The sequence below is a fragment of the Streptomyces sp. f51 genome (genome assembly GCF_037940415.1).
GTDB lineage: Bacteria > Actinomycetota > Actinomycetes > Streptomycetales > Streptomycetaceae > Streptomyces.
This window is the reverse complement of the sequence record NZ_CP149798.1, coordinates 2,483,763-2,497,363: the sequence shown is the minus strand read 5'-3', so window position 1 is coordinate 2,497,363 and position 13,601 is coordinate 2,483,763. Positions and strand designations below refer to the sequence as shown.

Annotated in this window: 11 protein-coding genes; 5 read left to right on the top strand and 6 right to left on the bottom strand. The window is 72.0% G+C overall.

All coding sequences use genetic code 11. The annotated features are described in order from the left end of the window. Positions 1-271 precede the first annotated feature (271 nt). On the top strand, positions 272-847 hold the full coding sequence (locus WJM95_RS10975; protein ID WP_339129406.1) for a hypothetical protein: 576 nt from the start codon (positions 272-274) through the stop codon (positions 845-847). A 267-nt stretch (positions 848-1,114) separates the two neighbouring features. On the opposite strand, the gene WJM95_RS10970 is transcribed toward WJM95_RS10975, so the two are convergent. Then, on the bottom strand, positions 1,115-1,366 hold the full coding sequence (locus tag WJM95_RS10970) for a hypothetical protein (RefSeq protein WP_339129405.1): 252 nt from the start codon (positions 1,364-1,366) through the stop codon (positions 1,115-1,117). A gap of 431 nt (positions 1,367-1,797) precedes the next feature. Here WJM95_RS10970 and ettA point away from each other — a divergent pair, with 431 nt between their 5' ends. The 3 genes from ettA to WJM95_RS10955 are packed head-to-tail and all read left to right on the top strand — an operon-like array spanning position 1,798 to position 4,619. Beyond that, positions 1,798-3,462 (top strand): energy-dependent translational throttle protein EttA, encoded by a 1,665-nt coding sequence (ettA, locus tag WJM95_RS10965; RefSeq protein ID WP_339129404.1) that lies wholly within the window; start codon positions 1,798-1,800, stop codon positions 3,460-3,462. A gap of 6 nt (positions 3,463-3,468) precedes the next feature. Next, a complete protein-coding gene (locus WJM95_RS10960) occupies positions 3,469-3,879 on the top strand; it encodes a thioesterase family protein (protein WP_339129403.1) in 411 nt (136 codons plus the stop codon). Beyond that, complete coding sequence (locus WJM95_RS10955) at positions 3,876-4,619, top strand: hypothetical protein (protein WP_339129402.1); 744 nt, start codon at positions 3,876-3,878, stop codon at positions 4,617-4,619. Before WJM95_RS10960 ends, WJM95_RS10955 begins: the two co-directional genes overlap by 4 nt. Before the next feature lie 47 nt (positions 4,620-4,666). On the opposite strand, the gene WJM95_RS10950 is transcribed toward WJM95_RS10955, so the two are convergent. Continuing rightward, on the bottom strand, positions 4,667-5,071 hold the full coding sequence (locus WJM95_RS10950; RefSeq protein WP_037618889.1) for a globin: 405 nt from the start codon (positions 5,069-5,071) through the stop codon (positions 4,667-4,669). Between the two features lie 187 nt (positions 5,072-5,258). Between WJM95_RS10950 and WJM95_RS10945 the strand changes: the two genes are divergently transcribed. Further along, a complete protein-coding gene (locus WJM95_RS10945; RefSeq protein WP_339129401.1) occupies positions 5,259-6,245 on the top strand; it encodes a methyltransferase domain-containing protein in 987 nt (328 codons plus the stop codon). An 87-nt stretch (positions 6,246-6,332) separates the two neighbouring features. Here the strand turns inward: WJM95_RS10945 and WJM95_RS10940 are convergent, their stop codons facing one another. The 4 genes from WJM95_RS10940 to WJM95_RS10925 all read right to left on the bottom strand — a co-directional run bounded on the left by WJM95_RS10940 (position 6,333) and on the right by WJM95_RS10925 (position 13,590). Continuing rightward, a complete protein-coding gene (locus tag WJM95_RS10940; protein WP_339129400.1) occupies positions 6,333-7,706 on the bottom strand; it encodes an FHA domain-containing protein in 1,374 nt (457 codons plus the stop codon). 81 nt (positions 7,707-7,787) lie between these two features. Next, positions 7,788-9,134 carry a VWA domain-containing protein gene (locus WJM95_RS10935; protein WP_339129399.1) on the bottom strand — a complete coding sequence of 449 codons (1,347 nt, stop codon included), beginning with the start codon at positions 9,132-9,134 and terminating at the stop codon, positions 7,788-7,790. A gap of 100 nt (positions 9,135-9,234) precedes the next feature. Next, positions 9,235-10,686, bottom strand: coding sequence for a protein phosphatase 2C domain-containing protein (locus WJM95_RS10930; RefSeq protein ID WP_339129398.1), 1,452 nt, complete (start codon positions 10,684-10,686; stop codon positions 9,235-9,237). Then, on the bottom strand, positions 10,687-13,590 hold the full coding sequence (locus WJM95_RS10925; protein ID WP_339129397.1) for a tetratricopeptide repeat protein: 2,904 nt from the start codon (positions 13,588-13,590) through the stop codon (positions 10,687-10,689). Positions 13,591-13,601: the final 11 nt, after the last annotated feature.

Sequence of the window (13,601 nt, the reverse complement as noted above, 5' to 3'; positions counted from 1 at the left end):
CTGAGCGGAAGGGCGAGCGTCCGGAGCGGGAGGCGAGCGTCCCTCCGTGCGGGAGGGCGAGGCCGGCGGGCCCGACGGCGGTCCCGGCCGTCGCGGGCCGTGCGCTGTCGCCCCGCGGCGCCCGTTCGCGACAGCCGGTGACGGATCGGCCAGAAGCGAGCGCGGTGAACCGCCAGGTCACGGCCCGGCCCTGGTTGGGCGCCCTGTCATGATGAGCGGCCGCCAGGGCCGCACGGTCTTTGGAGGAGTCCGCGGAAGAAGAGAAGACACGATGCGATTTCCATGGCGCCGACGGCCGGCCGAGCGATCTCGGCGACTGCTTGACGTTGCAGGGATCAGGCCCGGATCGACAGATGACGGCAACGACCAGGACGTCTGTCGAGAGGTCGCCTATCGAGTCGCCCAGCGCAACTCCGACGCGGTCACCGAGGTTCTGGCGATCGTGGAGGAACTGCTCGGGGACGAGGCGAACTACGAGTTCGTCACCTCACTGCTGGAGAACATCCAGAACCTTGTGTCGCACGGCCTCGACACGCTCTGGTCGCCCGACGAGGTGTACGCCCTGCTAGGTCCCCGCAGTGCAGTCTGCTGGAGCACCCTGACCGACTACTGGACCGCAGTGGCCGATTGGTGCGTCCGTACCGGCCTGCCGTTGGAGCCTGTCGAACCGCTTCTCGCCATCCAGAACGAGCAACTGAAGGTGCTTTTGTGGACAGGGAACCGGACCCTGTCCACTGGGGAGAAACTCGGGCTCGCACAGGCAGTCCGTTACGAGCAGGCCAACGGAGTTTCCATACCCAGCTACAGCCACATCGCGGTGGCCCTGCGTAGTACCGGACAACAATGATCCTGCTCAGGATGCAATTCACAAGATCCTCGACAGAGCCAAGTCCCGTATCTTGCGGTCAGCCGTAGCCTCGTCAGGTGCTCGGGTTCCTCCACAGGTGCCGCTCGTCCAGCGTCCCAGATCGAGCGGGGCAGCGGGGAATCACGGTGAGAGCAGTGGAGCCCGACGAGACCACGGCCAGGTCGTATACCCAGGTCAGCGCCCGGATCAGCCCCGAATGACCGCAGCTTCCCAAGCTGATGGCGCTGCGGTTTGGACAGCTCATATCTATTGGGACGCCTGCGGCCCCTCGGCATCCCTGCGGTTGGCCACGACATGGCGCGCGATCGTGGACAAGCCGAGCTCACGATTCTCGTCAATCACAAGCCAACCCTTGCCCAGGAGCGATTGCAGCACTGGGCGAATTTCGTCACCCAGCTCCTTCGCCAAGTCGTCATCCGTGGGGGAGAGGCCATCGTGGACGAGGCTCGCCATGTGGAACACGACGGCTTCCTCTCCCGCGGTGATGTTGAAGTCCATGACGTGAAGGTATGCGAGCCCCTTGGCCGCAACACGTCGAGAGCCCTGTCCTCACGGGCCGGCCGTCACTGCTTGCTCTGGTCGACGGCACCGATGGCGTGGCTGAGGTCCGTGGGGGTGCGGCGAGGCCACGCGTGCGTGGTCGGTCGGCGTCCCGCCGTCGTGGCTGACTGGCGTCGGCTGCGGTTCAGGCGGGGCGGGTCGAGGTGTCGCCGGCGGTCGAGCGCGCCACGGCTGGGCCGTCTCTGGGCCGTCCGAGGGTCGCCGAGGCAGACCGATGGCGACCGACAGTGACAAGTGAGCTACGGGGGCCGGTAGTAGAACCGCAGGTCACAGCCCCCCGGCCGAACGGGTTTCCCCCGAGGGGTAGCCGTCAGGCAAGATGGGGTGTATCTGCCCACTGCCGATTTCAAGCGTCCGGACGGTTTCTCTTGGCTGAGTTCATTTACACCATGCGCAAGACGCGCAAGGCGCACGGCGACAAGGTGATCCTCGACGACGTCACCTTGAGCTTCCTGCCTGGCGCCAAGATCGGTGTGGTCGGTCCCAACGGTGCCGGTAAGTCCACCGTTCTCAAGATCATGGCGGGCCTCGAGCAGCCCTCCAACGGCGACGCGTTCCTGTCGCCGGGCTACAGCGTCGGCATGCTCCTCCAGGAGCCCCCGCTCGACGAGTCCAAGACGGTTCTCCAGAACGTCCAGGACGGCGCCGCCGAGATCATGGGCAAGCTGAACCGCTTCAACGAGGTCGCCGAGCTGATGGCGACCGACTACTCGGACGCCCTCATGGAGGAGATGGGCAAGCTCCAGGACGACCTGGACCACGCCAACGCGTGGGACCTGGACACCCAGCTGGAGCAGGCCATGGACGCCCTGGGCTGCCCGCCCGGCGACTGGCCCGTCACCAACCTCTCCGGTGGTGAGCGCCGCCGCGTCGCGCTGTGCAAGCTGCTCCTCGAAGCCCCCGACCTGCTGCTTCTCGACGAGCCCACCAACCACCTGGACGCCGAGTCCGTGCAGTGGCTGGAGCAGCACCTCGCGAAGTACGCCGGCACCGTCGTCGCCGTCACCCACGACCGGTACTTCCTCGACAACGTCGCCCAGTGGATCCTGGAGCTGGACCGCGGCCGCGCCATCCCGTACGAGGGCAACTACTCCACGTACCTCGACAACAAGGCCTCCCGCCTGAAGGTCGAGGGCCAGAAGGACGCCAAGCGCGCCAAGCGGCTCAAGGAAGAGCTGGAGTGGGTGCGGTCCAACGCCAAGGGGCGTCAGGCCAAGTCCAAGGCGCGTCTGTCCCGCTACGAGGAGATGGCGGCCGAGGCCGACAAGATGCGGAAGCTGGACTTCGAGGAGATCCAGATCCCGCCGGGCCCGCGCCTGGGCTCCATCGTCGTCGAGGTCAACAACCTCTCCAAGGCCTTCGGCGACAAGGTCCTCATCGACGACCTCAGCTTCACCCTGCCGCGCAACGGCATCGTCGGTGTCATCGGCCCGAACGGCGCCGGCAAGACCACGCTCTTCAAGATGATCCAGGGTCTGGAGACCCCGGACTCCGGCACGATCAAGGTCGGCGAGACCGTCAAGATCTCGTACGTCGACCAGAGCCGCGAGAACATCGACCCGAAGAAGACGCTGTGGGCCGTCGTCTCGGACGAGCTCGACTACATCAACGTCGGCCAGGTCGAGATGCCCTCCCGCGCCTACGTCTCCGCGTTCGGCTTCAAGGGCCCGGACCAGCAGAAGCCGGCCGGTGTCCTCTCCGGTGGTGAGCGCAACCGCCTGAACCTCGCGCTGACCCTCAAGCAGGGCGGCAACCTGCTGCTCCTCGACGAGCCCACCAACGACCTCGACGTCGAGACGCTGTCCTCGCTCGAGAACGCGCTGCTGGAGTTCCCGGGTGCGGCCGTGGTCGTCTCCCACGACCGCTGGTTCCTGGACCGGGTCGCGACCCACATCCTCGCGTACGAGGGCGACTCCAAGTGGTTCTGGTTCGAGGGCAACTTCGAGTCGTACGAGAAGAACAAGATCGAGCGGCTCGGCGCCGACGCCGCGCGTCCGCACCGCGCCACCTACAAGAAGCTGACCCGGGGCTGATCGATCTTGCGGCACATCTACCGCTGCCCGCTGCGCTGGGCGGACATGGACGCGTACGGCCACGTCAACAACGTGGTGTTCCTCCGCTACCTGGAGGAAGCCCGTATCGACTTCCTGTTCCGCCCGGAGAAGGACTTCAAGCAGGGGTCCGTGGTGGCGCGCCATGAGATCGACTACAAGCGTCAGCTGGTCCACCGGCACGCGCCGGTGGACATCGAGCTCTGGGTGACGCAGATCCGTGCGGCGTCCTTCACGATCACGTACGAGGTCAAGGACCCCGACCAGGTCTACGTCACCGCGTCGACGGTGATCGTGCCGTTCGACTTCGAGCGCCAGCGCCCTCGCCGGATCACGGCCGAGGAACGCGACTTCCTGGAGTCGTACCGCGACGACGATGACGAGGCCGTCGCGGCATGACCGTCCTGTACCTCGCCGACGCGGGGGAGGCGGCCGATCTGGCCGCCTTCCTCTCCCGGCTCGTCCACTACGACCGCGCGGCCGCCGTGCGCCTCAAGGCGCACGGCACCACGCTCGCGGTCTTCGGCCGGCCGCCGTCGTTCGAGGTCCTCGCGATCCGTACGGCACGGCTCGCCAAGCCGTACGAGAACGGGCTCGACGTCACGCTCGACGTGACCGTCTCCGCGGGTGAACTGCTGGAGTCCGTCGAGGAGTCGGCGGCCACCGCCACCGTCCCGCCCGCCGTCACCGGACCCCCGTGGGCCGGTGTGCTGCCGCCCCGCGGCGGCTGGCGGCCGGAGCCGGGGCTGCCCGCCCCCGACGCCGTACGGGCCGAGGTCGCCGCCGTGGTGGCCGAATTCCGTTCGCGCGCCGCGGAGTTGGCGCCCGAACTGCGCACCCGTGCCGAACTCGACCGGGTGGGGCGGGAGATATGGTCCCGGACGGTCGGTGACACCGGACTTCCCGTGCGGGCCGCGCACGCGGCGCAGTCCCTGGGATTCCTGCGGCCCGTGCCGCCCGCGGCCCTTTCCGCCGGGGGCCAGGTGTCCTCGGACGAGCGCCCGTCGGGCGACGCGGGCCCGGACGGCGGTCCGTTGGCGCTGTACTCCTCGGGGGCCTGGCTGCGGCTGCGGACGCCCTTCGGGTCGATCGCCGTCCGCCGGTCGGGACTCGGGGCGCTGGGCGTCACCGTCCACTGACCCCACGCGGGTGACCGGCGTGCGCGGCCGGTCACCGGAGGCGGTGGTCAGCCGGCCGTGTTCACCATCGAGGCGGCCGCGTACGTCAGGTAGTTCCACAGCGTGTGCTCGTGCTCCTCGGAGAGCCCGAGCTCGTCGACGGCCACCCGCATGTGCTTCAGCCAGGCGTCGTGCGCCGCCTGGTCGACCTTGAACGGGGCGTGCCGCATCCGCAGCCGGGGGTGGCCGCGGTTCTCGCTGTACGTCGTCGGGCCGCCCCAGTACTGGATCAGGAACAGCGTGAGGCGCTCCTCGGCCGGGCCCAGGTCCTCCTCGGGGTACATGGGCTTCAGCAGCGGGTCCCCGGCGACACCCTCGTAGAAACGGTGCACGAGGCGCCGGAAGGTCTCCTCGCCGCCGACCTGCTCGTAGAAGGTCTGCTCCTGAAGCGTGCCGCGCCGAATCTCTTTCACGCCCCCATGTTCTCAGACGGGGCGGCCGAGGACTCAAGGCTTAGGTCCACGCACGCGGGGCCCGTGCCAGGCCCGCGAGCGGCGCACCGGCAGGCGCACCGGCGGGCACACCGGGAGCGGACGGAGCGGCTCCGGGCCGGCCGGTCCGGCGCTCGCCCCGGAGCGGGTTCGGCAGCACAGTGGAGGTATGGGCGCGCACGCTCTCGAAACCGGCCCCGGGGACCCCGCCGAACCGGCGCGGGCTGCCCTCGTGCGCGAGATCGAACGGAGCGGGGCCTGGGAGGGCGATCCCGTCTGGCGGGAGGCCTTCGAGGCCGTTCCGCGGCACCTCTTCGTGCCGTACTACTACATCGGCGTCACCGGCGGCTACGAACGGCTGTGGGGCGAGGACCCGGACCCGCGGATCCGGGACCGCTGGCTGCGCGGCGCGTACGCCGACGCCCCGCTGGCGACCCGGGTGCGGGACGGGGAACTGGTCTCCTCCAGCAGCCAGCCGTCGCTGATGGCGAAGATGCTCGCCGAGCTGGAGGTGCGGGACGGGGACGCCGTCCTGGAGATCGGCGCGGGGACCGGCTACAACGCGGCCCTGCTGGCGTACCGCCTGGGCGACGAGCTGGTGACCACGGTCGACCTGGACGTCGAGATCACGGAGTCGGCGCGGCACCATCTGGCGCTGGCCGGACACCACCCCACCGTCGTCACCGGCGACGGAGCGCGCGGGGTCCCCGAGCGCGCCCCCTTCGACCGGATCATCGCCACCTGCACGCTGACCACGATCCCGCGCCCCTGGCTGGCCCAGTGCGGCCCCGGAGCGCGTGTCCTGGCGCCGCTGGCCACCGGTCTGATCGCGCTGGAGGTCGAGGCCCCCGGCCGTGCCGAGGGACGCTTCCTGCACACGTCCGCCTTCTTCGTGCCGCTGCGCGGTGCCACCCGGTCCGGACCGGAGCCGGAGCCGGCCCGGACCGGCGGGGTGCCGCGCCGGGCCCGCGCCCATGATCTGTTCCGCTTCCTGCTCGCCCTGACGGCGGGCCGGCTGGATCCGCGGGACGCCTACGCGCTGTGGGAGCGCGAGGGGCAGCCGCAGCGCGAGCGGTACGGGATCACGGTCGGCGAGGAGGGCGTCAGGGCCTGGCTGGACGACCCCGAGGGGCCGTACACCTGGCCGCTGCCCTGAGCCGGGCCACGGCGGGGCGGCGGCGGGACAGAGGCGCGGCGTGGCAGCGCCCGCCGGGCCGCGGTGACGGGCCCGGCAGGAGCGTGCTCAGCCCCGTCGGATCGTGATGGTCGTCCAGGCGCCCACGTGCACCCGGTCGCCGTCCTGGAGCGGGACCGGCACGAACGGCTGGATGGGCTCCTCGCCGCCGTTGACCGTGGTGCCGTTCGTCGAGTTCTGGTCGACGACCGCCCAGGTGCTGTCCGGCTGCTGGACCAGGACCGCGTGCTGGTGCGAGACGCCCGGGTCCTCCGGCGGAACCGACAGGTCGATGTCCGGGGACTCGCCGGTGGAGTGCCGGCGGCGGCCGATCGTGATCTGGTTGCCGAGGAGCGGGCGCTGGAGCTCCGGCGAGTACGCGGGCAGGTTCAGGCCCGCGGCCTCGGGCCCGGAGCGCTGCATCATCGCCATGAAGTACTCACGGTCCGGAGCGATGGTCGCGCTCCAGGACAGCGACTGCTGCTGAGGCGGCTGCTGCTGGTAGCCGGGGCCGGGCGGTGCCTGGGTGGCGCCGGGCTGCGGGTAGCCGTAGCCGCCCTGCCCGGGGCCGCCGGGAGCACCCTGACCGCCCTGGCCACCCTGACCGCCGGGCGCGCCGGACGACGGCGGGGTGATCACCCAGTCGTCGTCACCGCCGCCGAAGCCGGGGCCGCCGGACCCGGGGCCGCCCTGCTGCGGGGCTCCGCCCTGGGAGAAGGGCGGCGGAGAGGGCTGCTGGGTGTAGGCCTGCCGCGGCGCGCCGGGGCCACCGGACGCGGGCGGCGCCGGCTGCCGTGACGGCTCGCCGCCGAAGCCCTGGGGACCCCCGTAGGGCGATCCCCCCGGGCCCGGCGGGATCGGTTCGGCGGGCCGGTTCATCTGCGAGGGCCGCGAGCTCTGGTACTCGAACGGGTCGTGACCGGGGCCACCGGCACCCGGACCGCCGGGCTGGCCCGTGCCGGCCTGCGGGAACCGGGGCGGGGGATTCTGGCCGCCGGGGCCGCCGTACGGAGACTGCTCACCGGGGCCGCCGTACGGTGACTGCTCACCCGGACCGCCGGGGCCGCCGTACGGAGACTGCCCGCCAGGGCCGCCCAGGCCGCCGCCGTGACCGCCCGGACCGCCGGGAGCGCCCGCCGAAGGGCGCGGTGCCGCCGGTGTGTACGACGTCGCGGTGTTGGTCAGGAAGTTCCACCGGCACTCCTCGCAGAACGGCGCGGCGCCCTCACGGGGCGTACGGCACTGCGGGCAGAGTTCGGCGTTGGGGTCCGGGACGCCGGACCGGGAGCCGGGCGCGGGCGGCGGCGAACCGGGCGCCGGGTAGTAGCCGGCGCCGGGCGGCGGCGGTGGGGGGAGCGGGGGCACGGCACCGGCCATGCGGTGGCCGCAGACCTCGCACCAATCGTCGGAACCCGACTGGTGTCCGTTCGGGCATGTCGGCATGTCGGTGCTTCCCCCTTCCTTTTCCGGTCGTCATGACCGGGTTTCTCCGGATCCCAACGGGACCGGGCTCGCTGCTTCCCGCTACTTCTTTACACGAACAGTCTTTGTGGACCGTGTCTCGAGGGTCATCTCGTCGGCCTCCGCGACACGTGCTTTCAATCGCACAGTACCTGCCGCGACGTCGACCACGTCCACCACCTTCGCCAGGAGTTTCGCGGTATCGGCGTTTCCGGAGGCTCCGGCGAGTTGAACGGCCCGTCCCAGCTTGGCCGTTGCTCCGTCGACATCTCCCGCTTTGCGAAGGTCGAGACCTTGTTGGATGACTTGTGCCAGTTCGGCCTGGCCCGTGTAGTGCGCGACCTGCGGGTTGATGGTCGTCGAGGCGGCCATGTCGTCGGTCCACACGGCCCGTACGAGCCCCTGCGCGCCGAGGTTCTGCACGGAGCCGTCACCGTGCGGGATCACCAGCGATACCCGGGCGGCGAGCATCTCCTGCCCGATCGAGGCCGTCGGGACCTGGACGCACACGTGGTAGTCGCGGGACTCGTCGCCCCAGGACCCCGTCGGGTAGTCGCCGGCGCGAGGTCCCGCCACCGTGCGACGGTCCGTCAACTCCTCGACGGTGGGCGCCACTTGCTTGACGAACTTGATCTCGGTGCCGACCGGCGTCCACACCCGCAGGGCCACGTCGGCGACCTCCTTGCCCATGGCCGTCTCCATCATGTGCGTGAAGTCGGCGGACAGGGCGGCGGGGTCGGCGACGATGTCCGCGGTGCCGAGCAGCGCCGAGGCGATCCCGGTGACCTCCTTGACCTCCCAGTCGGTGCCCACCCCGCGCGCGTCACAGGTGAAGCGTCCGGCGCAGGAGTCCAGCGCGGCGCGCAGATCCTCGGGCGACTCGTGTTCGTTGCGGCCGTCGGTGAGCACGATCCCGTGCCGGATCGACACGTCCGCCGAGGCCAGCAGCCGGTCGGCGAGCCGCAGCCAGGTGCCGATCGCCGTACCCCCGCCCGCGCTGAGCTTGCGCAGCGCCTGCTTGGCCTGGTCGCGGGTGGCCGCGTCCGCCACGGCGAGCCGTCCGTTGCCCGGATAGACCTCCTTGGCGACGTGCGTGCCGCCGATCACCGCGAAGTGGACCCCGTCGCGCACGGTGTCGATCGCGGCGGCCGTGGCGTCGCGGGCGTTGCGCATCTTGGCCGGCGGGTAGTCCATCGACCCCGAGCAGTCGACCATGATCGCCACGGCGGCGTCCGGTGCCTGGCCCGCCGTGTACAGATGCGGCGCGGCGACCGCGCTGCCGACGGTGCCGCCGCCGGTCGCGCTCACCGTGACGATCGCGTTGACCTCGCGGCCGCCCTCCGGCAGATACTCGTTCTGGTACACGTCGACCGAGAACTGCGGCACGTTCGACTTCGAGAAATTGGCCATGCCTTCTGTGTCCCCCTCGGGCCTCCGCCCCCGGCGGAGGTGCTGACTGGATGCGGACCGGTCCCCTCCGGTCCGCGGCCGCCCCCGTTCGTTCGCGGCCTCAGGCCGATCCTGCCCCCTGCGAGGGCGCGGGGAACGGCATGACGGCCACTGTTACGTTGTCGTGGCCCCCGCCGTCCAGGGCGTGACCGACCAGGACCCGGGCCGCGTGCAACGGCCTCTCGGCGGCGTCGAGGGGGACGATCTCGGCCATCTCCTCCGCCGTCTCCGCGTAGTTCCACAGCCCGTCGGTGCACACCACGACCACACCCGGCCGGTCCGGCTTGAACGAGACGGTGTGCGGCTCCAGTTCGTAGGCGTCGGCGCCGAGCCAGCCGGTGATCGCGTGGGCCCGCTCGTCCGCGTACGCCTCCGCCTCGTTCATCAGACCGGCGGCCACCATCTGCGCGGCCCACGAGTCGTCCTCGGTGAGCCGGGCCGGCAGCGAGGTGCGGTCGGCGGGGACCCAGTAGACACGGCTGTCGCCGACCCAGCCGACGATCAGCAGCGTGGACGTCACGAGGGCGCCGACGATGGTGCAGGCGGGCGCGTTCACGTGCGGCGCGTGCTCGCCCTGCGCGGTGTCCGGGCCCGCCAGCGCGTTGACGGCCTCCGAGGCAGCGACGATCGCCTCGTGCATGGCCGCCTGCGGATGGGTGCCCAGCGGGAGCGCCGCGAGGAGCGCCTCGTTCGCCGCGTGGGAGGCGGCGAACGACGCCTCGTCGGGGCGGGTCGCGGAGGAGACCCCGTCGCAGACGATGGCCAGGACCGCGGGGGAGCCGTCGGGCAGCGCGGTCGAGGAGACCGCGAACGCGTCCTCGTTGCGGTGGTGGCGCAGCCCCCGGTCACTGACCGCGGCGACGGCGCCCAACTCCTGCTCCATGTGGTCCCGTTCCCGTGGCTGCGCGTGTCCGCAGTTCTCGCAGTAGCCGTCGGTGTCCACCTGGCCCGCACGGCAGGCCACGCACAGCTTGGCTCCCGCGGGGGGAGCCGGGAGGTCTCCGGTCCGAGGATCCGCTGGGACCTCGCGGCCCGGTCCGCCGGCCGGGGGCGCGAGCGGGTACTCGTCGGGCTCCGACGGCCTGTCGAACCGCACACCCGTGGGCTGCCCCGAGGGCCGCCTCGGGGCGGGCGGCCGGATGCCGGCCGGATCGCCCTGCGTGTGCTCCGGGTGCTCCGCGGGCTCGGACCGCTCCGTGTGCTCGGGGTGCTCGGGGTGCGGCAGTTCGGAACCACCCGAATCGGTGCCCCGGATGTCGGCGGCACGGTGCACCGGCGGGGGCATGTCCGTGCTGCCTGGCTGCTCCGCGAGCGGCCAGTCGACGGACGCGGCGGCCGGCGGGAGACCGGACGCGGCGCCGTTCAGGGCGATCGTCAGGTGGTCCTGCGGCGGTGCGGGCACCGTCGAGAGGTCATAGCCGCACGCACCGCAGAAACGGTCGGCCGCCTCCAGCGGCTCCTCGCAACTGGGGCACCGCGAAAGGGCCGTCGGCTGGGGCATCTGGGACATCAATCACACCCACGTCCGGGGGCGGTAACGGTTTGCGCGTTCCACCAGGTCGATCCTCTCCTCGCCGCCCCGCGCGAGCCGGGCCAGCGTCCGGTACGAACGTTCGAGGCCGAAACGCAGGCCACGCTCGTCCAACTCGCTGCCGAGCAGCGCGGTTCCCACTCCGGAGGCCGGAGCGGAACCCTGGCTACCGGAGAGTACCCAGTCCAGCGCGCAGCCGAGGACCTCCGTCGACAACTGCTCGCGCCGCACCGCGTCCAGACCGAATCCGTCGAGGGCCTCCACCTGCCCGGCGGCCGCCGTCAGCTCGTCCAGGAACGGTGCCGCCGTCTCGGTGACCGGCCGCTGCCGCAGCCGCGCCCGTACGGCGGCGACGCGGGCCGCCGTGTAGTGGATCGACGACTCGGGCACGGACTCCAGCGTGCGTACGGCGCCACGGCGGTCCCCCGCCGCGAGCTGCACCCTGGCCAGCCCGAACGCCGCGCTCACATAGCTGGGGTCGGTCGTCCACACCAGCCGGTAGTACTCGGCGGCGTTGTCCAGCTGGCCCAGCACCTCCGCGCACACGCCGAGGGCCAGCTTCGGCGCGGGCTCGCCCGGGAAGGCGTCGTAGACCGCGTCGAAGGACAGCGCCGCGATCTCGTTCTCCCCGGCCGCCAGCGCCGTGACGCCGCGGTACCAGACCACACGCCAGTCGTCCGGGTGATCCGCCTCCAGCGCGTCGACGGCCGACCCGGCGGCGCTCGTCCCGCCCATCTCCAGCAGCGCCCGCAGCTCCCGCAGCCGCAGCTCGGGCGAAGGGGCGGGGGCCGCCCGCAGCGCGGCGATCAGCTCCGCGGGGGCGGACGCGATGAGCCCCGCGAGGAAACCGGCGTTCGGGTCGCCCGGGTCCACCCGCGGCACGGGCAGGGCGAGCGCGGTGGAAGCCGCCTGGACGGGTCTGACCAGGGCGGCGGAGGCCGGCGGGCCGGGCGGCAGCGGTCCGGCCCCGTTCACCCCCACGGGCGGCGCGAGCACGCCCTTCCTCGCCCGTACGGGGACCGCGCGGGCCCCCAGCTTCGACACGTCCTCGGCGGCCCTGCCGAACAGCTCGGTGTCGGTGACCTTGGTCTCGGGCCCGAACAGGGTCGACAGCGCCGGCCGAGCCCGCCCCGTCTGGAGCGAGACCACCTCGCGCAGCACGCCGGTCAGCTGCTCGGACATCTCCTGGGCCGAGGCGAACCTGCGGGCAGGGTCGGGGTCGGTGGCCCGTACGAGGAGCCGGTAGAACGACTCGTACTGGCGGAAGACCTCGATGTTGTCCGGGTCGGGCAGGGAGTCCACGAAGACGTTCGTGTAGCCCTGGAAGTCGAAGGAGAGGACGGCGAGCGTGCGGGCGACGGTGTACAGGTCGGAGGCGACCGAGGGGCCCACCTCGGCCACCTCGGGCGCCTGGTAGCCGACCGTGCCGTAGATGGCCGACTCGTCGTCGTCCATCCTGCGCACGGCGCCCATGTCGATCAGCTTGAGCTGGTCCTCGGTCTGGATGGCGTTGTCGACCTTGAAGTCGCAGTACAGCAGATTGCGGCTGTGCAGATGGCCGAGCGCCTCCAGGGCCTCGATGCCGTACGCGCAGGCCTGCTCCACCGGCAGCGGGTCGCGTTTGCCGTCCGCCGTGCGGCGGTCGTTGGCGAGCTCCTTGAGCGACTTGCCGCCCACGTACTCCATGACGATGTACCCGTCCAGCGAACCCGTCCGCTGGTCCAGGTGCTCGACGAAGTTGTAGATCCGCACGATGTTGGCGTGCTCGATCTCCGCGAGGAAGCGCCGCTCGGAGATCGCCGCCGCCATCGCGTCCTGGTCGCCGGTGTCGAGCAGGCCCTTCAGGACGACCCAGCGGTCGGACACCGCGCGGTCCACGGCGAGGTACACCCAGCCGAGCCCGCCGTGCGCCAGACAGCCCATCACCTCGTACTGGCCGTGCACGATGTCACCCGTGCGCAGCTTCGGCACGAAGGAGTACGGGTGGCCGCACTTCGTGCAGAAACCCTCGGTGCGGCCGGGACTCTCGCCGCGCGAACGCCCCACCGGGGCACCGCAGTCGGAGCGCGAGCAGAACCGCTTGCGCTCGGGCACCTCCGGGTTCTCCAGGACCATCCCGCGCGGGTCGGGCCGCGGCACGCCCGGGACCTCGACGAGCCCGGCGCCCAGCCGGCCCCGCCCGGAGGAGGACGCCGTCGAACCGGAGCTGCGCACCGACACCGACCGGCCCGTCGACCGGCCCGACAACGACCGCGACAGCCTGCCGGAGACCGAACGCCGCGACTGCGAGGAGCGCGAGGACGTACGCGAGGACGTGCGCGAACTGGCGGGTGAACCGCCGCGCACGCTGCCGCTGTCCGGGCCGACCGCACCGCGCGCGGAGGAGCCGGACGACGCGGCGCCCGGCGTGGGCGTGTTCGTGGACCGGGCGGACCCGGCCGGCTGTTCGGCCGGGGCGAGGCCGCAGGTGTCGCAGTACAGTTCGCCGCCGCCCACGTCCTCGTAGGACCCGTCGCAGCCGGGCCGGCCGCACTTCGGCCCGCCCGCCGGCGGCTCGCCCGCGCCCGGCGTGGGCGTGTTCGTGGACCGGGCGGACCCGGCCGGCTGTTCGGCCGGGGCGAGGCCGCAGGTGTCGCAGTACAGTTCGCCGCCGCCCACGTCCTCGTAGGACCCGTCGCAGCCGGGCCGGCCGCACTTCGGCCCGCCCGCCGGCGGCTCGCCCGCGCCCGGCGTGGGCGTGTTCGTGGACCGGGCGGACCCGATCGGCTGTTCGGCCGGGGCGAGGCCGCAGGTGTCGCAGTACAGTTCGCCGCCGCCCACGTCCTCGTAGGACCCGTCGCAGCCGGGCCGGCCGCACTTCCGCTCACTCACCGGCTGCTCGCTCACACCGCATCCCT

Excerpts from the sequence above, each read along its gene's own strand:
- WJM95_RS10975 (WP_339129406.1), top strand. The coding sequence starts at position 272 with ATGCGATTTCCATGGCGCCGACGGCCGGCCGAGCGATCTCGGCGACTG.
- WJM95_RS10935 (WP_339129399.1), bottom strand. The coding sequence starts at position 9,134 with ATGGCCAATTTCTCGAAGTCGAACGTGCCGCAGTTCTCGGTCGACGTG.
- WJM95_RS10970 (WP_339129405.1), bottom strand. The coding sequence starts at position 1,366 with ATGGACTTCAACATCACCGCGGGAGAGGAAGCCGTCGTGTTCCACATG.
- WJM95_RS10945 (WP_339129401.1), top strand. The coding sequence starts at position 5,259 with ATGGGCGCGCACGCTCTCGAAACCGGCCCCGGGGACCCCGCCGAACCG.
- WJM95_RS10955 (WP_339129402.1), top strand. The coding sequence starts at position 3,876 with ATGACCGTCCTGTACCTCGCCGACGCGGGGGAGGCGGCCGATCTGGCC.
- WJM95_RS10940 (WP_339129400.1), bottom strand. The coding sequence starts at position 7,706 with ATGCCGACATGCCCGAACGGACACCAGTCGGGTTCCGACGATTGGTGC.